The organism is Stenotrophomonas sp. YJH_SMC_64, from assembly GCF_059371375.1.
In genome coordinates, this window is record NZ_JCAFUN010000023.1 from 23,669 (window position 1) to 45,804 (window position 22,136).

At 69.1% G+C, this 22,136-nt stretch carries 13 protein-coding genes; 7 read left to right on the forward strand and 6 right to left on the reverse strand.

Annotation, left to right across the window (positions count from 1 at the left end):
* Window positions 1-133: 133 nt before the first annotated feature.
* Genes recC through recD form a run of 3 tightly spaced genes read left to right on the forward strand, consistent with a single transcriptional unit; the run spans window position 134 to window position 9,035 of the window.
* A complete protein-coding gene (gene recC, locus AC5P9L_RS20255; RefSeq protein WP_279915788.1) occupies window positions 134-3,481 on the forward strand; it encodes an exodeoxyribonuclease V subunit gamma in 3,348 nt (1,115 codons plus the stop codon).
* Window positions 3,478-7,158, forward strand: coding sequence for an exodeoxyribonuclease V subunit beta (gene recB / locus AC5P9L_RS20260; protein WP_111193921.1), 3,681 nt, complete (start codon window positions 3,478-3,480; stop codon window positions 7,156-7,158). Before recC ends, recB begins: the two co-directional genes overlap by 4 nt.
* The gene (gene recD, locus AC5P9L_RS20265) at window positions 7,155-9,035 is read left to right on the forward strand and encodes an exodeoxyribonuclease V subunit alpha (protein ID WP_262101749.1); all 1,881 of its coding nucleotides are present in this window, start codon (window positions 7,155-7,157) and stop codon (window positions 9,033-9,035) included. The genes recB and recD overlap by 4 nt, the downstream gene beginning before the upstream one ends.
* A gap of 332 nt (window positions 9,036-9,367) precedes the next feature.
* Here the strand turns inward: recD and AC5P9L_RS20270 are convergent, their stop codons facing one another.
* The 6 genes from AC5P9L_RS20270 to AC5P9L_RS20295 all read right to left on the reverse strand — a co-directional run bounded on the left by AC5P9L_RS20270 (window position 9,368) and on the right by AC5P9L_RS20295 (window position 15,058).
* Window positions 9,368-9,766, reverse strand: a complete 399-nt coding sequence (locus tag AC5P9L_RS20270) for a hypothetical protein (RefSeq protein WP_099484832.1) — start codon at window positions 9,764-9,766, stop codon at window positions 9,368-9,370.
* Between the two features lie 94 nt (window positions 9,767-9,860).
* A complete protein-coding gene (locus AC5P9L_RS20275) occupies window positions 9,861-11,900 on the reverse strand; it encodes an FUSC family protein (protein WP_262101750.1) in 2,040 nt (679 codons plus the stop codon).
* A 3-nt stretch (window positions 11,901-11,903) separates the two neighbouring features.
* The gene (locus AC5P9L_RS20280; protein WP_043035327.1) at window positions 11,904-13,373 is read right to left on the reverse strand and encodes an efflux transporter outer membrane subunit; all 1,470 of its coding nucleotides are present in this window, start codon (window positions 13,371-13,373) and stop codon (window positions 11,904-11,906) included.
* Entirely contained in the window at window positions 13,370-14,287 is a 918-nt protein-coding gene (locus AC5P9L_RS20285) for an efflux RND transporter periplasmic adaptor subunit (protein WP_005411697.1), read from the reverse strand. Before AC5P9L_RS20285 ends, AC5P9L_RS20280 begins: the two co-directional genes overlap by 4 nt.
* Window positions 14,284-14,493 carry a DUF1656 domain-containing protein gene (locus tag AC5P9L_RS20290; RefSeq protein WP_005411696.1) on the reverse strand — a complete coding sequence of 70 codons (210 nt, stop codon included), beginning with the start codon at window positions 14,491-14,493 and terminating at the stop codon, window positions 14,284-14,286. Before AC5P9L_RS20290 ends, AC5P9L_RS20285 begins: the two co-directional genes overlap by 4 nt.
* 109 nt (window positions 14,494-14,602) lie before the next feature.
* The gene (locus AC5P9L_RS20295) at window positions 14,603-15,058 is read right to left on the reverse strand and encodes a MarR family winged helix-turn-helix transcriptional regulator (protein ID WP_012481667.1); all 456 of its coding nucleotides are present in this window, start codon (window positions 15,056-15,058) and stop codon (window positions 14,603-14,605) included.
* Between the two features lie 686 nt (window positions 15,059-15,744).
* Here AC5P9L_RS20295 and folE point away from each other — a divergent pair.
* From folE to AC5P9L_RS20315, 4 genes are all read left to right on the forward strand, one after another.
* Window positions 15,745-16,356, forward strand: a complete 612-nt coding sequence (folE, locus tag AC5P9L_RS20300) for a GTP cyclohydrolase I FolE (protein ID WP_004141296.1) — start codon at window positions 15,745-15,747, stop codon at window positions 16,354-16,356.
* 112 nt (window positions 16,357-16,468) lie between these two features.
* Window positions 16,469-17,938, forward strand: coding sequence for a DUF3375 domain-containing protein (locus AC5P9L_RS20305; protein WP_005411693.1), 1,470 nt, complete (start codon window positions 16,469-16,471; stop codon window positions 17,936-17,938).
* Window positions 17,925-18,626, forward strand: a complete 702-nt coding sequence (locus tag AC5P9L_RS20310; RefSeq protein ID WP_005411692.1) for a DUF4194 domain-containing protein — start codon at window positions 17,925-17,927, stop codon at window positions 18,624-18,626. The genes AC5P9L_RS20305 and AC5P9L_RS20310 overlap by 14 nt, the downstream gene beginning before the upstream one ends.
* Window positions 18,627-18,642: 16 nt before the next feature.
* A complete protein-coding gene (locus AC5P9L_RS20315; protein WP_012481665.1) occupies window positions 18,643-22,023 on the forward strand; it encodes an ATP-binding protein in 3,381 nt (1,126 codons plus the stop codon).
* Window positions 22,024-22,136: the final 113 nt, after the last annotated feature.

A 22,136-nucleotide genomic window follows, 5' to 3' on the forward strand; every position in this document is an offset into this window, starting at 1 on the left:
GCAGACTGGACGGTGCAGTATTGTTGCACGGCAGGGCGTGGCGCAGGCCGGGACAATCGGCCGGCAGCCCGGAACAATCCGTACCGTCGATGGGCCGACCATTGAATACTGCCTGCCGTCCTGCACACTGTGCATGATGAGTGACCCAGGCAGCGATTTCCGCCTCTACCATTCCAACTCGCTGGACGTGCTGGCCGCGCTGCTGGCGCGCAACGTGCGTGCGCCGGTGCCAGGCCAGCCGTTGCTGGCGCCGGAAGTGGTGTTGATCCCGCAGGTGGCGATGCGCCGCTGGCTGCAAGCGACACTGGCCGCCGAATTCGGTGTCGCCGCCAACCTCGAATTCCTCACCCCGGGCGAGTTCGTGGCCCGCGCGCTGAAGGCCAACGTCAGCGGCGAGCAGGACGATCTGGACGCGGCCGGCCTGCACTGGAAGCTGTACCAGGCCCTGCGCGACCCGACATTGCTGGCGCAGCCACCGATGCGTGCGCTGCAGTCCTATCTTGCCGGCGGTGACGCATTGAAACCCTGGGCGCTGGCCGGCGAGCTGGCCTCGGTATTTGAAAAGTACCAGGCGTGGCGCCGTGACTGGCTGCTGCGCTGGGCAGCCGGTGCCGATCCTGCCGACCCGCAGGCGATCCTGTGGCGCACCATCACCCAGGGCCACGACTACCGCGCGCGCCGCATCCAGGAGTACCTGGACCGTTTCGAAGGTGCCGTCCAACCGCTGCCGAAGGGCTTGCCACCGCGCATGTCTGCGTTCGCAACGCTCAACATCTCGCCCGACGTGCTGCGGGTGATGGCCACCCAGGCGCGGGTGGGCGAACTGCATTTCTATATGCCTACCCCGGTGCAGTCGTACTGGGGTGACCTGCAGACGCTGGCCGAGCGCCTGCGCAGCGGCGCACCGGACCCCTTCGGCGAAGCGGCCGGCGAGAACCGCCTGCTGGAAGCCTGGGGTGCGGCCGGGCGCGACTTCATGGCGGTGCTGGGCAGTTACGAGGTGGTGCATCCGGCCGGCGAAATCGCTGCCTATTCCGATCCGGAGGAGGACACCCGCCCGACCCTGGACGAAGGCGGCCTGTCCGACAGCCTGCTGCATCGCCTGCAGCGTGACCTGTTCCACCGCCGCGCGCTGCCCTCGGGCGAGCTGCGCGACGGCCTGCGCAGCGACGACCCCAGCCTGCAGGTGCATGCCTGCCATACCCGCCTGCGCGAGCTGCAGGTGCTGCACGACCAGCTGCGCAGCCTGCTGCAGGACCCGCGCTTCGACCCGCCGCTGCAGGCGCGCGAGATCGCGGTGTTGGCACCGGACATCGATCCCTATGTGCCGTACCTGGAAGCGGTGTTCGGCGGTCGCGGCGGCGAGGAGGAACACATTCCGTATGCGCTGGCCGACAGCAGTCCGCTGGCCGGCGAGCCGTTGGCCGATGTGTTCGTGCACCTGCTGGGCCTGCCGGTCTCGCGCTTTGGCTTGAACGAAGTGCTGGACCTGCTGGCCAGCGCGCCGCTGGCCGAGGCGGCCGGGCTGGAAGCGGTGGACTTCGACCGCCTGCATGGCTGGCTGCAACAGGCCGGTGCACGCTGGGGCCTGGATGCGAAACACCGCAACCAGCACCAGGCACCGGCCGACGACGCCTACACCTGGCAGTTCGCGCTGGATCGCCTGGTACTCGGCCACGCCACCGGCAGCGAGGCCGACCTGGCCGGCGTGGCGCCGTGGATCGAACTGGAAGGCGGTGCGCTGGACGCGCTGGACCGGCTGCTGCGCCTGCTGCGCGTGCTGGCCATCTACCAGCGCCGACTGGGCGAGCTGCTCACCCCGGCGCAGTGGCGGCAACGCCTGCTGTCGCTGCTGGATGCACTGCTGCCCACCGCGCCCAGTTCCCCCAACAGCCAGCGCGCGCTGGAGCGCCTGCGCAAGCTGCTCAACCAGTTCGCCGAAGATGCCGCCAAGGCCGGCTTCGAGGAAGGCGTGCCGCCAGAGGTGGTGCGCGCGCACTTCGCCGGCGCGCTGGGCGAGGCCGATACGCGCGCACCGCTGCTGACCGGTGGCATCAGTTTCGGCCGCATGGTGCCGATGCGCCTGCTGCCGTTCCGGGTGATCTGCGTGCTCGGCCTCAATGATGGCGATTTCCCGCGCCGTGACCCCGCTGCCGGTCTCAACCAGCTCACTGCCGAGCTGGATACGCCGCGCCGCCGTCCGGGCGACCGCTCCACCCGCGAGGATGACCGCTTCCTGTTCCTGCAGCTGTTCGCCGCGGCGCAGGAGGTGTTCTATCTCAGCTATCTCGGCGCCGATCCGCGCGATGGCAGCGTGCGCGAGCCGTCGGTGCTGGTCAGCGAACTGATCGACGCCGCCGCCGCGTATCACCTCGATCCGCCTGCGGCGGTCCGCGACTTCACCGTGCGCCACGCCCTGCAGCCGTTCTCACCGGCGGCGTTCGGTGATGGCGATCCGCGTCGCTTCAGCTATCGCCGCCAGTGGCACCCAGCCGCCGGTCGCCTCACCGGCCAGCGCGGTGGCCTGCAGCCGTGGTTCGATGCACCGTTGCCGCCGCCGCTCGACGACGCGGTGGAGGAGGAGGTCGCGCTCGATACCCTGCGCCGCTTCCTGTGCGACCCGGCCGGGCAGTTCCTCGCACAGTCGCTGGGCCTGCGCCTGGCCGACGAGGTCGAGGAGGTGGATGACCTGGAACCGCTGGTGCTGTCCTCGCGCGGGCCGGAAAAGCGCAGCGTGCAGGCGGCGGTAGTGCGCGCCACGCTCAGCGGCGATACCGAGCCGTTGTACCCACGCCTGCGCGCGCGTGGCCTGCTGCCGTCGGGTCCATTGGGCGAGCGTCAGTTCGAGGTGGAGCAGTTGAAGACACGCCCGTATGCCAGTGCGCTGCTGGGCTGGCTGCAGGGCGAACCACTGGAAAGCCGTCGCTACGAAGTGGACATCGATGGCGTGCGCCTGCATGGCCGCGTGGCCGATCGGCATCCGGAAGGGCTGGTGCGCTTGCGTGCCGGCACGCTCAATGGCAATGCAGTGATCCGCCACGGCCTGGACTGGCTGCTGGCGAACGCGGCGGGCGACGCGCTGCCGCTTGTGCAGTTCCATGATGGTGGCGACGCCGGTCCCGGCCCGCATGTACTGCCGGCACTGAGCGTTCCCGCTGCACGTGCGGCGCTGCGTGCGCTGCTGCAGCTGCGCCAGCGTGGCCTGCGCGAGCCGCTGCGCTTTGCCCCGTACACCGGTTGGGTGCTGTACAACGCGCCAGCAGAAAAGCAGCGCAGCGAAGGCTGGAAGCAGTGGCACGGCAGCGACCGCAGCTGGGGTGAATCCAGCAGCGACGCCTGGCAGCTGCTGCTGCGGGGTGCCGACCCGTTCGCTACCGAGGCCAGCTACGCTGACCTGCTGCGCAACAGCCAGGTGGTCTTCAGCGCGGTGCGCGAAGGCCGCGCTCTCGGCACCGAAGCACGCCAGGAGGGCAGCGCATGAACACCGCCATCGCCGAAGACGGCCTCGAATCCCTCAGCCGCGATCCCTATCTGGCGCTGTCGCTGGAGGGCATCCGGCTGATCGAAGCCAGCGCCGGCACCGGCAAGACCTTCACCCTGGCCACGTTGTTCACCCGCCTGGTGGTGGAGCAGGGCCTGCGCATCGGCCAGATCCTGGCGGTGACCTTCACCGATGCCGCCACCCAGGAACTGCGCAAGCGCATCCGCGAGCGGCTGGCGCTGGCCGCGCGCCTGGTCGACCTGGAAGCGGCCGACGGTGAAGCACCGGAGGTACGATTGACGCGCGACGTGCTGCAGCGCCATCTGCGGGGCGGCACCGAGAGCGCCGCCGCACTGAAACGCCGCCTGCAGGTGGCCGCAGACGAGATCGACCTGGCGTCCATCTTCACCATTCATGGTTTCTGTACCCGCGTGCTGCGCGAGCATGCGCTGGAAAGCGGCCACACCTTTGATCCGCCGGAACTGCTGGCCAGCGACCGTGAACTGCTGGAGGAGCTCGCGGCCGATCTGTGGCGCGTGCATGCCAACGACCCGGTCACGCTGGAGCCGCTGACCTGGCTGTGGTCCAGCCCCGACGCGCTGGCCGCCGATCTGCGCGCGCTGCTGGGCACACCGCCGCTGCATCCGCTGCCACGGCCGACGGCGCTGGCCGATCCACGCCCGGCATTGCAGAGCGCGGCGGAAGCACTGTCCGCAAGCGTGCGCGAGCATGGCGAGCAGTTCTTCATCGACCTCTGCGATGCCGTCGACAACAAGTGGCTCAACGGCGTGTCATACAAGCTGGGCTGGCTGCACGCGCTGGGCCGGCAGCTGCTGGCCTGGGCCGAGCGCGCCGACCCGCGCGAGCTGCTGGCCAGCGATCGCCTGCCGGCACTGCTGCCGGAGGTGCTGGCCGACAAGACCAACAAGAAATTCCCTGATCGCACGCCGTCGTCGCCATTGCAGGCGCCGTTGGCGCGCTATGTCGCGCTGCTGGCCGAACGCGATGCCTGGCTGCGTGGCACCGCGCTGGATTTCCTGCACACGCTTCGCGCCGAAGCCACGCAGCGCCTGCAGGCGCTGAAGCGTACGCGCCGGGTACAGACCTACGACGATCTGATTGATGGCGTAGCGCTCGCCCTGGAAGGCCCGCAGCGGCTGACGCTGGTCAGGCAACTGCGTGCGCAGTACCGCATCGCGCTGGTCGATGAGTTCCAGGACACCGACGATCGCCAGTGGGGCATCTTCCACACCGTGTTCGGCGATTCGCCGGAGGTGCGCGAACTCGGCCTGGCGCCGGCGCTGTTCCTGATCGGCGACCCCAAGCAGGCGATCTACGGTTTCCGCGGTGGCGACATCCACACCTACCTGAAGGCCAAGCAGGTGGCGCAGCAGGCGCCGGTGCTGGACCAGAACTTCCGCTCGCGACCGTCTGTGTTGCGCGCGTTGCAGGCGCTGTACGACAACGGTGGCGAAGACGCCTTCCTCGAACGCGACATCCGGTTCGAGCCGGTGCGGCCCGGTGGCGTGCGCAGCGATGCGGACTACCTGCGCGACGGGCAGGCCGCCAAGGCACTCACCCTGCGTGTGCTGCGCAGTGGCGGTGACAAGGCGATGAGCGCCGATGCCTCGCGTGATGCGGCGACCCAGGCCTGCGTGGCCGCGATTCACCAGATCCTGGTCGATGCGCGCACGGGCAATGCCGTGTTGCGTGAGCGACCGGTGCAGCCCGGTGATATCGCGGTGCTGGTGCGCTCGCATCGCGAGGCCACCCTGGTACAGCGCGCGCTGGCCGCGGTCGGCATTCCCGCGGTGGCGGCCGGCAAGCAGAGCCTGTTCGCCACTGCTGAAGCCCGCGACCTTCGTGCGCTGCTGCTGGCACTGCTGCAACCGGCCGACGAAGGCCGCCTGCGTGCAGCGCTGGCCACCGTGCTGCTTGGCCAGCGGGCCAGCGCGATCGCGGCAATGGAACGCGAAGGTGACCTGCAACGCGGGTTCCAGGCACACCTGCTGCATTGGCGCGAGCGCTGGCAGCGCGGCGGACCGTTCGCAGTGATTGCCGATGTCTGTGCCGCACAGGGTGAACGCCTGCTGGCGCTGATCGATGGCGAGCGCCGCCTGACCAATTACCTGCAGCTGGGTGAACTGCTGCAGGAGGCCTCGGCGCAGGCGCTGGGCATGCATGGCCTGCTGGACTGGCTGCAGGGGCAGATGGCCAGTGCCGACCAGGATGACGAGCAGCAGCTCCTGCGCCTGGAGTCGGATGCGCGCCGCGTGCAGATCATCACCCTGCACAAGAGCAAGGGCCTGGAGTATCCGCTGGTGTTCCTGCCCTTCGTCGGCATCGACGGCGGCGCGCCGAACACCGCCTCGCACTGCACCGTGCACGTTGGCGGCCAGCGCCAGCTGCACTGGAAGCTGGACAAGGACGAGGCCTGGGAAGCGGCCAACGCGCAGCGTGAGCGCGAGCAGCGTGCCGAGGATGCGCGCCTGCTCTATGTGGGACTGACCCGCGCCGAGCATGCGCTGTGGATCGCCGTGGGTGATCTGGCCGGGCTCGGCAGGACGCGTCTGGCGCCACTGCTGGGTGACCTGCAGGCGCTGCGCGCGCACGCCGATGTGCATATTGATGACAGCGAGGCACCGGCCGCGCTGCCGCAGCTGGCGGCCGAAGTGGAAGGCGACCTGCCGGCGGTGCGTGCTCTGACCCGGCGCGTGCCGCATGACTGGTGGGTGTACAGCTTCACCCAGCTGGCGCATGCCGATGCGGGCGCTGGCAGTGATATTGAAGCCGCCGCCACCGAGCTGCCGGCACCGGCCGCCGATGAACCGGCCGGCCCGGAGCTGCCGCTGGAACCGGCGCTGCCCGAACCCACCGCCGTCGTCGAAGACAGCGCGCCGATCGACCCGCGCTTCATGGGCAGCCGCTTCGGCAACGTGCTGCACGAGGCGATGGAGAACGTCGACTTTGCTGCCTGGGGTGACTGGAAGCCGGGCCGGGAAGCGCCCGAGGGACAGGCCGATGTACTGCGCAAGGCGCTGCACGACGAAGGCTATGCCGACGTCGACCTGGACGATGGCGTGGCCGTGCTGGTGCCGCTGGTCGGCCACACGCTCACCGTGCCGCTGCCCGAAGGCGGCGCGCTGCACAGCCTGGGTGAAGGTGAGCGTCGCGCGGAAATCGACTTCCATTTCGCCATCGAACCCACCACGGTGCCGGCGCTGCTGCAGGTGCTGCATGCCCACGGTGTTTCCAGTGGTCGTCGAGGCTTCGGCCAGCGCCGCCGCCTGGAAGGGCTGATGACCGGCATGATCGACCTGACCTACGTGCGCGACGGGCGCTGGTACGTGCTCGACTACAAATCCAATCGTCTGCCCGGCTACAGCCAGGACCTGCTGGCCATCGCCATGCGCCACAGCGAGTACGACCTGCAGGCGCTGATCTATACCGTGGCCCTGCATCGCTGGCTGCGCTTCCGCCTGGGCGCGGCCTACGACTACGAGCGTGACATGGGCGGCATCCGCTACCTGTTCTGCCGCGGCCTCGATGGCACCGGCAACGGTGTGCATGTGGACCGCTTCCCGCTGGCGCTGGTGGATGCACTGGATGCGTTGTTCGCCGGTGGCGAACAGGCCCAGGCCGAACTGGCCGCACGTGCCCGTGGGGCCAGCGCATGAGCCTGCTGAAGGAACTGCACCAGAAGGGCCTGCTGCGCACCCTCGACCACGCGTTGGCGACCAGCCTGATGCGGCTGCGCGGCGACACGCCGGAGAGCGTGGCGCTGGCGGCGGCGCTGGCCTCGCTGGCGGTGGCGCAGGGCCACGCCGGCTTCGATCCGGCGCAGCCGCAGCGCCTGCTGGAAGGGGTGCCCGAGTGGCCCGCCGCGCAGGACTGGCTGGCACAACTGCGCGCATCGCCTTGGGTGGCTATACCCGAGCAGGCCGACGCCATCGCCGAGGATGCGCCGCTGGTGCTGGAGAACGGCCTGCTCTACCTGCGCCGCTACCGCGAGTACGAACGGCAGCTGGCCGCCGGGCTGCAGCGCATCGGCCGGCATCCGCTGCCGGCACCGGACATGGCAGCGCTGGCACCGTTGTTCGCGCAGCTGTTCCCGCAGGCATCGGGCAGCGAGGATCACCAGGCCCGTGCCGCCGGCGTGACCCTGCGCCATCCGCTGGCGCTGGTGACTGGCGGCCCCGGCACCGGCAAGACCACCACCATCGCGCGCCTGTTGCTGCTGCTGGCGGCGCAGGCCCGGCACGCCGGCCAGCCGCTGCCCGAAGTGGCGCTGGCCGCGCCTACCGGACGCGCCGCCGAGCGCATGGCCGAGAGCCTGCGTCTGGCCGTGCAGCGCCTGCAGGAGAACGGCGTGGACCCGGCGCTGTGCGCGGCATTGCCCAGTACCGGCACCACCCTGCATCGCCTGCTCGGCGTGATCCCGGATTCGCCGCGCTTCCGCCACCACGCCGACAACCCGCTGCCGGTGGACGTGGTGGTGGTCGACGAAGCCTCGATGATCGATCTGCCGATGATGGCCAAGCTGGTCGACGCGATCGCCAGCGGCACCCGCCTGATCCTGCTTGGCGACCCCGATCAGTTGCCCTCGGTCGAAGCCGGTGATGTGCTCAGCGCGATCCTGCGCGCCAGCGGTGATGGCATCGGCACCCGCGCCGATGATGCGCAGGCACTGCAGGGTCTGTTGGCACCGGCCACGTTGCAGCCGCAGGCCACGCCGCGCGCCTTCGCCGGCCGCCGCGTGCAGCTGCAACGTGGTTACCGGCAGAGCGATGCGCTGGACCTGGCACCGCTGGCGCATGCCGTGCGCGAGGGCGACAGCGGTACCGCATTGCAGCTGCTGCGCGGTGGGTCGCTGGCAGGCGTGCATTTCCACGAAGGCGAGGCCGATCCATTGCGCGGCCAGCGCGAGCACCTGCTGGGCCACTGGCGTGCACTGGCCGACGCGGCCGATCCAGCGCTTGCCCTGCAGCAGGCCGGGCGCCTGCGCGTGCTGACCGCGCTGCGCGAAGGCCCGCAGGGTGCGCGCGGGCTCAACAGCCGCATCGAACAGCTGCTGGCCGGCAACACCCCTGGCTACTTCCAGGGTCGCCTGCTGCTGGTGACCGAGAACAGCTACCGGCACCGCCTGTTCAACGGCGATATCGGCATCTGCCTGCGCGATGGCAGTGGCGCGATGGTGGCCTGGTTCCCCGGCGACAGCGTCGACCAGCCGCGCGCCTTCCACCCGGCCGCACTGCCCGCGCACGAAAGCGCCTTTGCGATGACCGTGCACAAGGCACAGGGCTCGGAGTTCGATGAAGTGTGGTTGCAGCTGCCACGCCAGGACAGCCGCGTGCTGTCGCGCGAGCTGGTCTACACCGGCCTGACCCGCGCCCGCCAAGTGCTGCATGTGGCGGGCAGCGCAGAGGTGCTGCAGGCCGCATTGAAACGCCACGCCAGCCGATTGGGTGGCCTGGCCTGGCGGCTGGGTGCGGAAGACGTGATCGAATTACCGACGCGCAGTGAACAGCCTACGGTGCAGGGCACGTTGTTTTGACGCGGGCGCGATGCGCTTCCTGTAGAGCCGAGCGATGCTCGGCTGATGGGCTACGGAGTCGAGCGTGGCTCGACTCTACAGAAGCGTACTTCGATCATTTCCACGCTCATCCACGCATGGCGTGGATCTACCGGCCACCGGAAAACTGTCGAAGGCGGGGTGGGTCCGGTTGCGGGGGCGTGAGCCGCATGGATGCGGCGACCGAGCTTACAAGGATGTACTTGCAGCGTCCCCCGCAACCGGACCCACCCCGCCAACCCACGGATAGCACGCATTTGACGTTGCCGTTGCCGTCGATTCGGCAGGTGCAGGGCGCAGCCCTGCCGCCCCCGTCATTCCGCGATCAACACCAGCCCATCCGGGAACACGATCGCCGCTTCATCGGCACTCACATCGAAGAAACCCACGCCGTGCTTCTCGGCCAGGTCCTGCACGCGGCCGTGCGCGCGCTCGGCCACCGAATAGGCAAACGCGCCGTAGATCACCTCGCGGCCGATGCTGTACTCGGTCACCTCAGCACGGTCGTCATCGTCGTTGCTCAATGGGCCGTTCATCGGCGGGAAGTCCTGCGCCATCTCCGCGAACCACGCCTGCAGCGACGGGCTGCTGACCACCGGGTCGTCGTACTCGTGGCGCTCGTTCCACTGCGTCTGCTTCTCGAACCAGGCGATGAAGGCCGCCGCCTCACGTGGGGCGGCGCTGGTCTCGAACACCATCATGTCGTAACTCATTGGAGCTTCCTGTGCAGAGCAGGGGTCAGAGCCTTCGCCCGGGGCGAAGGATCCGACCCCGGCAACGAGGTCTGTGGCTACACAGGGTATCGCGCTACGGCTGTCCGGCTGCACTCATCGCCCACCCCGGCGCCAGCGCCTTCGCCTCCGGGAACAGCGCGAAGCGCAGGCCGATCAGGCCCATCAGGGCTTCATCGCGGGCCTTGCAGGCGGCCACGCTACCGACCCGGCCCAGCGAAGTATCCAGCCGCTCGCGCAACGCGTCGGCCGCCACAATCGGCTTGCGCGCGGCGATCTGCCGCCGGTAGTGCACGGCGACCTCTTCCAGAATGTGCTCGACCGCCTCGCGACTGCGCTCGGGCAGTTCCAGCCGGGCGCGGCGCAGCTGCAGGATGTTCAGGCCGATGCGTGCTTCATTGAGCATGTCCACCGAGGCGATGTCGCTGCCCTCCGGCGTTGCCGCCAGGCGCGGCGCGAGCAGGCCGAGCAGGTCAAGCATGCGCGCGGCGAAGCGCTGGCGGTCCTGCTGGCCACGACCTTCGGCGGCTTCGGCCAGCGTGGTCCAGCCCTGCCGCACCAGCCGGCGCGCGGTCCACTCGGCGCCCACCGAACGGAACAGGCGGGTCATCACCACCGCAAAGCCAATGCCGATGAACATCGCGATGGACGAGTTGAGGAAGGTCTGGATGTTGGCGCTGTAGGTGTTCTGCAGGCTCAGCAGCGCGGCCAGGTTGACCGTCAGCGGCAGCGCGAACAGCGCGCTCTTGGGGTGGTGCAGCATCAGCCCCAGCGGCAGGAACGCCACCGCCAGCACCAGCGCCAGCAGGCCGAAGTCGTGCACAGCCGGGAACACGCCGAACAGGTACACGCCGGCCACCACCGAGGCGACCATCGCCCACACCAGGAACGACACCATGCTCGGCGCCGGATCGTCCTGCGCGGCGAAAAATGCGGCGGTCACCGCGGCCATCATCGCGCCGTTGCCGCCGCCTTCCCACCCCAGCGCGATCCACAGCACGCAGTAGCTCATCAGCGCCACGCCGGCACTGAGTGCGGAGAACAGCGCCATGCCGTAGTCGACGTGCTTGTCGGCGGCTACGCGCTCGGTGCGGATGCGGTAGTGCGCACGGTCCAGCGGCGCGGTGCCCTGGTCGATCGCGTGCTGCAGGGTGCGGCAGTCCTGCCACAGGTCCACCAGTTCCTCCAGGCGCAGCAGCAGGCTGGCCAGCTGCAGGTGCTGCAGGTCGCGGTCCACCTGCGGCTTCAACGCACTGATGCGCGCGCGCAGGCGGGCGTACTCGCTGGCGTTGGTGGGCCCGTCCAGCCAGTCATGGATGTCGTCGACCAGCGCCGGCAGGCCTTCCGGCAGGGCCTGGCCATCGCTGCGCAGTGCGCTCAAGCGATCGGCAATCGAGGACAGCACCGGCAACAGCAGCAGCATGCGCTCGCGCAGCCGCTCCATCGACACTGCCGAACCGGCATGGCGCGGGTCGTCGCGGCGCAGGAACTCGATCAACGCCTCGAACTGCACCAGGTCGGCGGCGAGCCGGTTGCGCGGCGCGTGCGCGCGGCCGCGTTCGAGGATCTGCCGGCACCACTGCGCCGCGTCCTCCATCCAGTTGCCGATGCGGGCGCGCAGCATCGGGCGTACCGAGGCCGGGAACAGCAGCGAAGCAAACAGCACTGCCACCACGGTGCCGAGGATGATCTCCTCGCTGCGCGCCACCACGGTGTCGAAGATGGTCTCCGGCGAGGTCACTGCCGGGAAGCCGATGAAGGCGGTGGTGTAGCCGGCCAGCAGGAACGCGTAACCGCGCGGGCCGCGGTTGAGCAGGGCCATGAACAGGCACCCGGCCAGCCAGATCGACATCGCCGCGCTCAGCACCAGCGGCGTTTCCACCAGCGCCGGCAGCACCAGCAGGGTAGCCAGGCCGGCCACCAGGGTGCCAACGATGCGGTACACGCCCTTGGCGCGGGTTGGGCCCAGCAGCGGCTGGCTGACGATGTACACCGTGCCCATCGCCCAGTACGGGCGCGACAGGTTGCCGGCCATGGCGATGTACAGCGCGGCCACCGCGGCCAGGTAGGTCTTGATCGAGAACAGCCAGGCCTGGCGATCGGTCAGCGCGTTCATGGCTTACTTCGCCGAGGCCTGTGCGGTGGACGGCGCGGGCGGGGCAACCGATGCCTGCCAGCCGCCACCCAGCACCAGGAACAGATGGATCTGGTCGCGCGAGACCTGCGCTTCGGCGGCGGCCAGGGTGGCGTCGCTGGTGGCCAGGCTGCGGTCGGCATCCAGGCTGGACAGGTACGGCGTACGGCCACCCTGGTACAGCCGGCGGTTCTGCTCGGCGGCCAGTGCGGCCTGCTCCTGCGCGATGCGCAGCGACTGCAGCCGGCGCAGGTCCTGCGCATAGCGGTCCAGCGCGGTCTGGGTCTCGCGCAGCGCCTGCAGCACGGTGTGGTCGAACTCGGCCAGCGCGGCATCGGCACCCGCCTCGGCGGCGTGGATGCGTGCGTGCGTGCCGGACGACGGCAGCGTCCACGAGATCAGCGGGCCGATCGACCACTGCTGGGTCATCGGCGTGCCGAAGTCTTCCAGCAGGCCGGCGGCACCCACCGAGGCACCCAGGCGGATGTCCGGGTACAGCTCGGCGGTGGCGACCCCAATCCGCGCCGTGGCCGAGGCCAGCTTGCGCTCGGCCTGGCGCACGTCCGGGCGGCGCTGCAGCAGCGCCCGGCCATCACCGACCGGCAGCGGCTGCGCCAGGCCGGGGGCGTGCGCACAGTCGATCACGCCGGCTGGCAGCTGGCCCGGGGTTTTCCCAAGCAGCGCGGCCAGCGAATAGGCGGCCGCCGAACGCTGCGCGCGTAGCGGCGGCAGTGCCGCCTCCAGCAACGCTACCTGCGCATTGGCGCGGGCCAGTTCCGGCGGCGTGCCGCGGCCGGCCGCGATCAGGCGCTCGGTGACCGTGCGGCTGCGCTGCTGCAGCTGCAGCGAATGCTCGGCCACGTGCAGTTCGTGGTTGGCGTGGCAGATTTCCAGGTAGCTGTCGGCGACCTGCGCGACCACGCTGACCTGGGCCAGGTCGCGCGCCGCAGCGACCGACTGCTCGTCGGCACGCGCTGCCTCGGCGCCGCGCTTGAGCTTGCCGAACAGGTCGAACTGGTAGCTGACCGCGAACTTGCCATCGGCCAGGTTGATCACCGGCAGCTCGTGCTCCTGCAGGAACGATTCGGCCGACAGCTGCGCGCGGCTGACACCGGCCTCGGCCTCGTACTCAAAGCCACCGGCGTCCAGCGCTTGTTCGTACATCGCCGCGGCACGACGCAGGTGTGCATCGGCGGCCTTCAGTTCCACGTTGTCACGCAGCGCCTGGGTGATCAGGCCGTCCAGCACCGGGTCGTTGTACAGCGACCACCAGCGGTCGGGCAGCGCCTGGTTGGCGGCCACCTGCGGGTTCTGCGTATCGATGAAGGCTGTATTGGCCTCCGGGCGCTTGAACGCCGACCCTTCCGGCAGGGCGTAATCCGGGCCGACGGTCCTGCAGGCCGCCAAGCTGGCCAGCGCAACGATCAGACCGAGACGGGGCAGGGCGGCGTTCACAGGCCCGCCTGTGTCGGCGCAGTGCCGGCCTTGTCGTTGTGCGGATGGCGGCCGGTGTCCACGGTCACCGTGGCGGTGCGGCCGGCGATCAGTTCCACGCCCTTGGGTACTTCGTCGATGGCGATGCGCACCGGAATGCGCTGTGCCAGCCGCACCCAGTCGAAGGCCGGGGTCACGTTCGGCAGCAGGGTGCTGCCGTTGCTGCGGTAGCGGTCCTCGATGCCGGCGGCGATGCTTTCCACGTGGCCACGCAGCGGGGCCGACTCGCCCATCAGGCGGATGTCCACGCTCTGCCCCGGGGCCACGCCGCGCAGGCGGGTTTCCTCGAAGTAGCCATCGATGCGGAACGAGCCGGTATCCAGCAGCGCCAGCACCGGCTTGCCGGCCACCACGTAGTCGCCCACGCGCAGGGTGCGGTCGTTGACCCGGCCATCGGCCGGCGCGCGCACCTCGGTGCGGCCCAGGTTGAGCTCGGCCAGGTCGACCGCCGCCTGTGCGGTGGCCAGCGCCGCCTGTGCGGCCTGCAGCTTGGCGCGGCGCACTTCGGCGTCCTCGGCGGCGACCAGGTCCTGCAGGCTGCGGTCACGGCCGATCTCGCGGCGCAGCTGCGCCACCGATGCCTGGCGCTCGGCCAGGTTGGCGCGGGCCTGCTCCAGCGCGATGCGGTAGCGGGCGCGATCGACCACGAACAGCAGGTCACCCTTCTTCACCGCCTGGTTGTCGGCCACCTGCACCGTTTCCACCAGCCCGGACACGTCCGGCGCCACCTGCACCACGTCGGCACCGACATGGGCATCGCGGGTCCATGGCTCATCCATGTAATAGACCCAGAGCTGGCGCAGCACCAGCAGGGCGATGATCACGGCTGCGCTGGTGAGCAGCACCGGCAGGGTCTTCTTCACGATCTTGTTCACGATTGCATCCAACGCAGGAGGTGGAACAGCAGGCCAAGCACGATCCCGTACAGCGCCAGGTTGAACAGTGGCGGGTGCCATATATGGCGATAGGCACCGGCACGCTGCAGCAGCGCATGCAGGCCGCTGTTGACCAGGTAGGCCAACAACATCAACCCGAGCAGGGTCGGGACGAACACTCCGTGGAGACTGAATTCACCGGGCATCGGTAGGGGCGGGGGCGAGGTGGGGGGAGGGGAGGAACAACGAAACAACGGCAACGGGCAAAAGCCGCTGGCGTGTGCACGGCAGCGGCGGTGTTCAGGGGCAGCGGTCTTACGTGATGCGGTCGGCGGCCTCGGCCAGCAGGCGCCATGCCTTCAGCACGGCGTGCAGTTCATCCATGGAAAGCTCGCCGAACACGTCCTGGCGCAGGCCGATCAACTGGTCTTCCAGCTCGCTGACCAGCGCGTGGCCCGCGTCGGTCAGCCACAGCAGGTTGGCGCGGCGGTCGCTGGCGTCGCTCTCGCGGCGGACCAGGTCGCTGGCGCACAACTTGTCCAGCAGGCGCACCAGCGAGGGACCTTCCATGCCCAGCTGCTGCGCCAGCGCCACCTGACGGATGCCACCGCCGGAGCGGCCGATCATCAGCAGCGGCATGGTGCAGGCGGTGGAGATGCCGTAGCTGCCGAGCCGGCTGTCGGCCAGGCGCTGCCACTGCCGCCCTGCGTACAGCAGGCCGGAGCTGAGCTGCATCTGCAGCACGGTGCGCTCGTCGAGGGGTCGGTCCATAGGAGATAGATAGGATACTACTAATTTCATTCCTATCAATAGGTTTTTCTGAATGGGTGGGTGTAGTGAGGAAAGCGTTGCGCCTGCCTGGTGTCGGGTGGGGCAGCGGGCGCCGGACGGTGCAGGACACGCCGTGAACCCCCCTCCGGGGTCCGGCCCAGCCGCTGGCGGCTGTGCGTTCGGGCGCTTGCGAGGCATGCCTCGCAAGCAAGCGCCCTCACCCTTGGGGGCTCGGCCGCGGCATCCATGCCGCGGACGGTCCTGCCCCGCCCGGCCCCCGCTGCCTTCCCATCCCCCGCGAGCGCGGTGGGTTGGCTCTTGGAAGCAAGAGCAGAAGCAGTGCGGACCAACGGTCCGCACCCACCAAAGCACAAGACACCACAGCAGCGGCGCGCCGCTTCCGAAGCCATGAACCCCCGCTTTTGCCCCCGCTTTCGGGGGGCAGGCCGCGCCCGCGGGACACCGCCAGGGAGTGGGAGAGGGGGCTGCGCAGGACCGTTGGCGCCATGGATGGCGCCATCGAGCCCCCATGGACGGGTTTACGGCGTGTCCTGCGCTGCCCCCTCTCCCACTCCAAACCGATAGCAACGACGCGCCAACAACGACCCCCGATGAACCGTCCCAACAGGACGACCCACCCCCCGGTCGGGTACGATGCTCGCCCCCCGTTCGGGACGCTGTACGCAATGAGCAAGAACAACGAAAAGGCCGCCCCGCAGGGCGACGTGACCCAGGACCAGGCCGAGGATGCCGTGCGCACCCTGCTGCGCTGGGCCGGCGAGGACCCGTCCCGTGAAGGCCTGCTGGATACCCCCCGCCGTGTCGCCGAAGCCTATGGCGACTGGTTCAGCGGTTACCGCGACGACCCGCGCGCCTACATGGAGCGGACCTTCGAGGAAGTGGCCGGCTACGACGAGCTGATCGTCCTGCGCGACATCGAGTACGAAAGCCACTGCGAGCACCACATGGCCCCGATCATCGGCCGCGTGCACGTCGGCTACCTGCCGGCCGGCAAGGTGGTGGGCATCAGCAAGCTGGCCCGTGTCGTCGAAGCCTACGCCCGCCGTTTCCAGGTGCAGGAGAAGATGACCGCGCAGATCGCCCAGTGCATCCAGGATGTGCTGCAGCCGATCGGCGTCGGCGTGGTCGTCGAAGGCGCCCACGAGTGCATGACCACCCGCGGCATCCACAAGCGCGGCGTCAGCATGGTCACCTCCAAGATGCTGGGCAGCTTCCGCGACGACGCGCGTACCCGCGCCGAGTTCCTGCGCTTCATCGAAGTGGGCGGCAAGCGCTGAGCCGCTTGCCCGCACCACGCCGGCTCCTGCAGGCCGGCATGCCCACGGCTGTCCACGCGGCAGCTGTGCATGGCGGTTTGTCCCTGTCAGCCCTACAGACTTCTTTCGCTGCATGAAGCATCGCGAACGCATTGCCCGTTACCGCCACCTGCGCGAACAGCCCCAGTGGAAGCTGCTTGCCGCCGACCACGCTCCGGAAATCATCGGCCTGCTGCAGGGCCTGCTGATGGACGGCGAGCGCACGCTGCCGTCCTCGGTACTGAACGAGCGACTGCAGCGCGCGCTGGACCAGCTGGCCGGCGATGAACTCTCGCGCGAGCTGCCGCGCACCGCCCAGGCCTACATCGCGCACTGGCTGGCCCAGGGCTGGCTGGAACGCCGTCTGCCCGAAGGCGCCGACCAGGAGCAGTACGAGCTGGCGACCGCGGCACTGCAGGCGATCCGCTTCGCCGACGGCCTCGAGCAGGCCCGCGTGGCCGCCACCGAAAGCCGCCTGGCGCTGGTCATTGAGCAGCTCTCGGCGCTGGCTGCGCAGACCGAAGCCGATCCCGATGCGCGCCTGTCCGCGCTGCACGACGAGCGCGACCGCATCGATGCCGAAATCGCCCGGGTCGGCACCGGCCGCGTGGTTGCGCTGGACGGCAAGCGCGCGCTGGAACGCACCCGCCAGATCATCGGCCTGGCCGACGAGCTGACCGAGGACTTCCGCCGCGTGCGCGATGACTTCGAGCAGCTCAACCGCGATTTCCGCGAACGCATCATCGACGACGAGGGCGAGCGCGGCGATGTGCTGTCGCAGCTGTTCGAAGGTGTGGATGTCATTGGCGAAAGTGACGCCGGGCGCAGTTTCCAGGCCTTCTGGCGCCTGCTCAACGACGCCGAACAGAGTGCCCAGCTCGATGCCGCGCTGGAAGCGGTGCTGGCGCGCGGCTTCGCCCGCCGCCTGGACCGCAACGAACGCAACTTCCTGCGCAGCTTCACCAGCACCATGCTCGAGCGCGGTGGCCAGGTGCACGACGTGCTGCAGAACTTCGCGCGCAGCCTGCGCGGCTTCGTGCAGAGCCGTGGCTACCTGGAACAGCGCCGCCTCAACCAGTTGTTGAAGCAGGCGCAGTCCGAAGCGCTGGCCCTGCGCGACGAATTCCCCGCACAACGCGGCATCGGCCGCGACCTGCAGCTGACCACCAGCCGCCTGCGCTCGTGGTCGCAGTGGAAGCTGCATGATCCGCGCAGCGCCCAGGTCGACGGCAATGTCGAGTACAACGACGCGGCCGCGATCAGCCTGGAGAGCGTCGGCGACCTGGTCGCTTCGTCCGAAATCGACTTCCGCACCCTGCGCCGCGACCTGCACGACCTGCTCGATGCACAGCCGCGGCTCAGCATCGCCCAGGCCCTGTCGCAGCGCGAGGCGCCGCAAGGTCTTGGCAGCGTCATCGGCTATCTGTCGCTGGGCACGCGCTTCGGCAACGTGGTCGCCGGCGAGCAGGAGCTTGCGCAATGGCGTGGTGGCGACGGCCAGGTCCGTCGCGCCCGCATCCCGCTGGTTTGGTTCACCCAGGAGAGACGCCATGAGCTGGCATGAAGATCCCATCGACGCAGCGCAGGCCGACGTGGCGGAAGACGCCTACGAGGCCGAACCGGTGGCGGCCGTGGCGCAGCCCCGCCGTGGCAACGACGTGTACTACCTCGGCGATACCGGGCGCCTGCCGCTGGACGCACGCCGCGCGCTGTGCCAGCTGCTGATCGGCCCCAGCATCGACCAGCTGCGCCACGCCAAGCTGTGGCCGGCACTGATCCGCAGCGAGGCGGCCATCCGCTCCTCGCTGGCGGACCTGTTCCTGGAACTTGTGCTCGACCGTGACAGCGGCGTGGCCTTCACCCGCCAGGCCGATACCGAAGACGTGGATGCGCCGGTGCTGCTGCGCACCTCGCCGCTGACCTTCATCGACTCGGTGCTGCTGCTGTACCTGCGCCAGCAGCTGGCCGAAGCCGATGCGCGCGGCAACCGCGCGGTGGTCGCCGATGCCGAAATGGCCGAAGCACTGGCCATCTACGAAAAGAACCTGTCCACCGACCGCGCCGGCTTCAACCGCCGCGTCGCCTCGGCGGTGCAGAAGATGAAGGACAACCACATCCTGACCCGCCTCAGCGGCCAGGAAGACCGCCACGAAGTCTCGCCGGCGCTGAAGCTGCTGTTCTCCGCCGAAGACGTGTCCCAGCTCTCGGCGGTCTACCGCCAGCTGCGCGAAACCCCGGCCGCCGAGGCCTGAGAGACCCGACCATCGCATGGCTATCTCCAAGCACACTCCCGCCCTGTTCAACGAAGGCCTGCCGGACCCGCGCCTGCAGCAGTTCCGCATGCGCCGCCTGCAGGTGCACAACTGGGGCACCTTCAACGGCCTGACCGAAGTACCGATCGCCGAGCGCGGCTTCCTGTTCGTCGGACGTTCCGGCTCGGGCAAGTCGACACTGCTCGATGCCATGTCCGCGCTGCTGACGCCGCCGGCCATCGTCGACTTCAACGCTGCTGCGCGTGAAGCCGAGCGCAGTGGCCGCGACCGCAACCTGGTGTCCTACGTGCGTGGCGCGTGGGCTGACCAGCAGGACAGCGGCACCGGCGAAATCGCCACCCAGTACCTGCGCAAGGGCGCCACCTGGACCGCACTGGTGCTGGAATACCGCGCCGGCGATGGCCGCGTGGTCAGCCTGGTGCGCCTGCTGTGGATCTCCGGCAACGGCACCTCGGCCGGTGACGTGCGCAAGCACTACATGATTGCCGAGCGCCCGTTCGACATCGCCAAGGATCTTGGTGGGTTCGACCTGGACCTGCGCAAGCTCAAGCAGAAGCTGTCCGACCTGCACCACTTCGACACCTTCTCCGGCTACGCCGAGCGCTTCCGCGACCTGCTCGGCATCGACAACGAGATGGCGCTGCGCCTGCTGCACAAGACGCAGTCGGCGAAGAACCTGGGCGACCTCAACGTCTTCCTGCGCGACTTCATGCTCGACACGCCGAAGACCTTCGACGCCGCCGAGCGCCTGGTCAGCGACTTCGCCGAGCTCGATGGCGCGCACCAGGCGGTGGTCACCGCCCGTCGCCAGGTGGAGACTCTGCTGCCGGCACGCGCCTACTACAACGACCTGAAGGAAATGCACCGCCGGCGCGGCGACGACGAAGCCCTCAAGCTCGGCGTCGACAGCTTCCGTGAAAGCCGCCGCCAGGCGCTGATCGAAGCGCGCCTGCGCGAGATGGACGTGCGTGACCGTGGCCTGCTTGGCGAAGAAGCCCAGCGCCGTGCCGCACTGGACAATCACACCGAGCGCCTGGCCGAACTGGAACTGCAGCGCCGCCAGCAGGGTGGTGAGCGCATCGAAGAACTGGAACGCGAGCAGGGCCGCGCCGAAGCCGAGCGCGACCGCCGCCAGGCCAAGCGCGAGCAGGCAAGCCTGGCCGCGCAGCAGCTGGGGGCCGAACTGCCGGACGACGCACACGGCTTCGCCGAACTGGTTGAGCGCGCACAGAACGAGCTGCAGGACCGCCAGCGCGCCTCTTCGGCGCTGGACGATGCGATCAGCGATCGCCTGGGTGGCAAGCGCGATGACGAGCGCCGCTTCGGCGAGGTCCGTGCGGAACTCGAAGCGATGCAGCGCACGCCCTCCAACATCCCGGCGCCGATGCAGAAGCTGCGCGCGCGCCTGGCCGAGGAAACCGGCATCGCCGAAGCGGCGCTGCCGTTCGTCGGCGAACTGATCCAGGTCCGCTCGGAAGAGCAGGGCTGGCAGGGTGCCATCGAGCGCGTGCTGGGTGGCTTCGCGCTGTCGCTGCTGGTCGACGACAAGCATTACAACGACGTCGCCGAGTGGGTGAACCGTACCCACCTGGGCATGCGCTTCACCTACTACCGCGTGCGCCGCAACGATGATGCGTTCGCCCGTGAGCCGTCGGCGAAGTCGCTGCTGCACAAGCTGGAACTGCGCGAACACGTGTTCGAAAGCTGGCTGCGCCGCGAGCTCGGCAAGCGATTCGACTACGAGTGCGTGGATGCCAAGCAGCTGCGCAACGTCGACCGCGGCATCACCCGCGAAGGCCAGGTCAAGCATCCGGGCGACCGTTTCGAGAAGGATGACCGCAGTGCGGTGGGCGACCGCCGTCGCTGGATCCTCGGCTTCAACAACCACGACAAGGTGGGCGCCTTCGAGCGCGAAGCTCAGGAACTGGCGAAGCGCATCGCCAGCTGCGAGACCGACATCGCGCGCCTGCGTGGGCAGCGTGACCGCGACAACGAACGCCGCCTGGCCTGCCACGAGCTGGTCAGCATCAGCTGGAACGAGATCGACATCGCCGCCCCGCAGCAGCGCCTGAGCGACATCGAGGCCACGCTGCGCGACCTGCGCGAAGGCAATGCCGACCTCGCCAAGCTGGCCAAGCAGATCGACGCCGTGCGCGCCGACATCGAGCAGGCCCGCCGCACCTATGAAGACGTCCGCGTCGAGCGCGGGCAGCTGGTCAAGGAACGTGACCGCCTGGACCGCGCGCGCCAGCAGAGCCGTGCGCTGGTGCTGCCGAGCCTGGCCCAGGAGCAGGAAGCCGGCCTTGCCGAGCGCCTGCAGGAGCAGGGTCCGCTCAGCCTGGAAACGCTGGAAGCGCACATGCGCCAGGTCAGCAACGCGCTGAACGAGCAGCTGTCGTCCTCGCAGCAGGACCTCAACCGCATCGAGAACCAGCTGATCGGCTGCTTCCGTCGCTTCATCCAGCAATGGCCGGAGGAATCGGGCGACTTCACCGTGTCGGTGGCCTCGGCCGAGGACTTCCTCGCACGCCTCGAACGACTGGAGCGCGATGGCCTGCCGCAGCACGAAGAGCGCTTCTTCGATCTGCTGCAGAACCAGAGCAAGAACAACCTGCTGGCCCTGCAGCGCCACAGCGCCGAGGCCCGCAAGTCGATCGGCCAGCGCCTGGACGAAGTGAACGCCAGCCTGGAACAGGTGCCGTTCAACCGCGGTACGTTGCTGACCATCGAACTGAGCGACCGTCGTCTGCCGGAAGTGGGCGAGTTCCAGCTGCAGCTGCGCGAAGTGCTGTCGCAGCAGCAGACCGAGCAGCGCGAGCTGGCCGAATCGCAGTTCACCGTGCTGCGCCAGCTGGTCAACCGCCTGGGCTCGCAGGAAGGCGAGGACAAGCGTTGGCGGGAGCTGGTGCTGGACGTGCGCATGCACGTGGAGTTCATCGGCGTCGAGCTGGATGCGGAAACGCGCCAGCAGGTCGAGATCTACCGCAGCGGCGCCGGCAAGTCCGGTGGCCAGCGCCAGAAACTGGCTACCACCTGCCTGGCCGCGGCACTGCGCTACCAGCTCGGCGGTGCCGACAGCCAGCTGCCCAGCTACGCCGCAGTGGTGCTCGACGAAGCCTTCGACAAGGCCGACAACGAGTTCACCGCCCTGGCGATGAACATCTTCGACAACTTCGGCTTCCAGATGGTGGTTGCCACCCCGCTGAAGTCGGTGATGACGCTGGAACCGTTCATCGGCGGCGCCTGCTTCGTCGAAATCAGCGGCCGCCACGACTCCGGCGTGCTGCTGATCGAGTATGACGAGGAAGGCAAGCGCCTGAAGCTGCCCGAGCGCAGCCGCCAGCAGGCCAACGAACCGGAAGAAGCCGACGCCTGACCTGGCCGATTGAAGGGGAATGCCGGCCAGCGGCCGGCACTACCCATGGGCGGGGTTCATGACCTGATCGGATGGGGATGCCGGCCAGCGGCCGGCACTACCCATGGGCGGGG

Coding starts and splice junctions, on each gene's coding strand:
- AC5P9L_RS20315 (WP_012481665.1), top strand. CDS start 18,643: ATGGCTATCTCCAAGCACACTCCCGCCCTGTTCAACGAAGGCCTGCCG.
- recC (WP_279915788.1), top strand. CDS start 134: ATGATGAGTGACCCAGGCAGCGATTTCCGCCTCTACCATTCCAACTCG.
- AC5P9L_RS20295 (WP_012481667.1), bottom strand. CDS start 15,058: ATGGACCGACCCCTCGACGAGCGCACCGTGCTGCAGATGCAGCTCAGC.
- AC5P9L_RS20310 (WP_005411692.1), top strand. CDS start 17,925: ATGAGCTGGCATGAAGATCCCATCGACGCAGCGCAGGCCGACGTGGCG.
- AC5P9L_RS20275 (WP_262101750.1), bottom strand. CDS start 11,900: ATGAACGCGCTGACCGATCGCCAGGCCTGGCTGTTCTCGATCAAGACC.
- recB (WP_111193921.1), top strand. CDS start 3,478: ATGAACACCGCCATCGCCGAAGACGGCCTCGAATCCCTCAGCCGCGAT.
- AC5P9L_RS20270 (WP_099484832.1), bottom strand. CDS start 9,766: ATGAGTTACGACATGATGGTGTTCGAGACCAGCGCCGCCCCACGTGAG.
- recD (WP_262101749.1), top strand. CDS start 7,155: ATGAGCCTGCTGAAGGAACTGCACCAGAAGGGCCTGCTGCGCACCCTC.
- folE (WP_004141296.1), top strand. CDS start 15,745: ATGAGCAAGAACAACGAAAAGGCCGCCCCGCAGGGCGACGTGACCCAG.
- AC5P9L_RS20290 (WP_005411696.1), bottom strand. CDS start 14,493: ATGCCCGGTGAATTCAGTCTCCACGGAGTGTTCGTCCCGACCCTGCTC.
- AC5P9L_RS20305 (WP_005411693.1), top strand. CDS start 16,469: ATGAAGCATCGCGAACGCATTGCCCGTTACCGCCACCTGCGCGAACAG.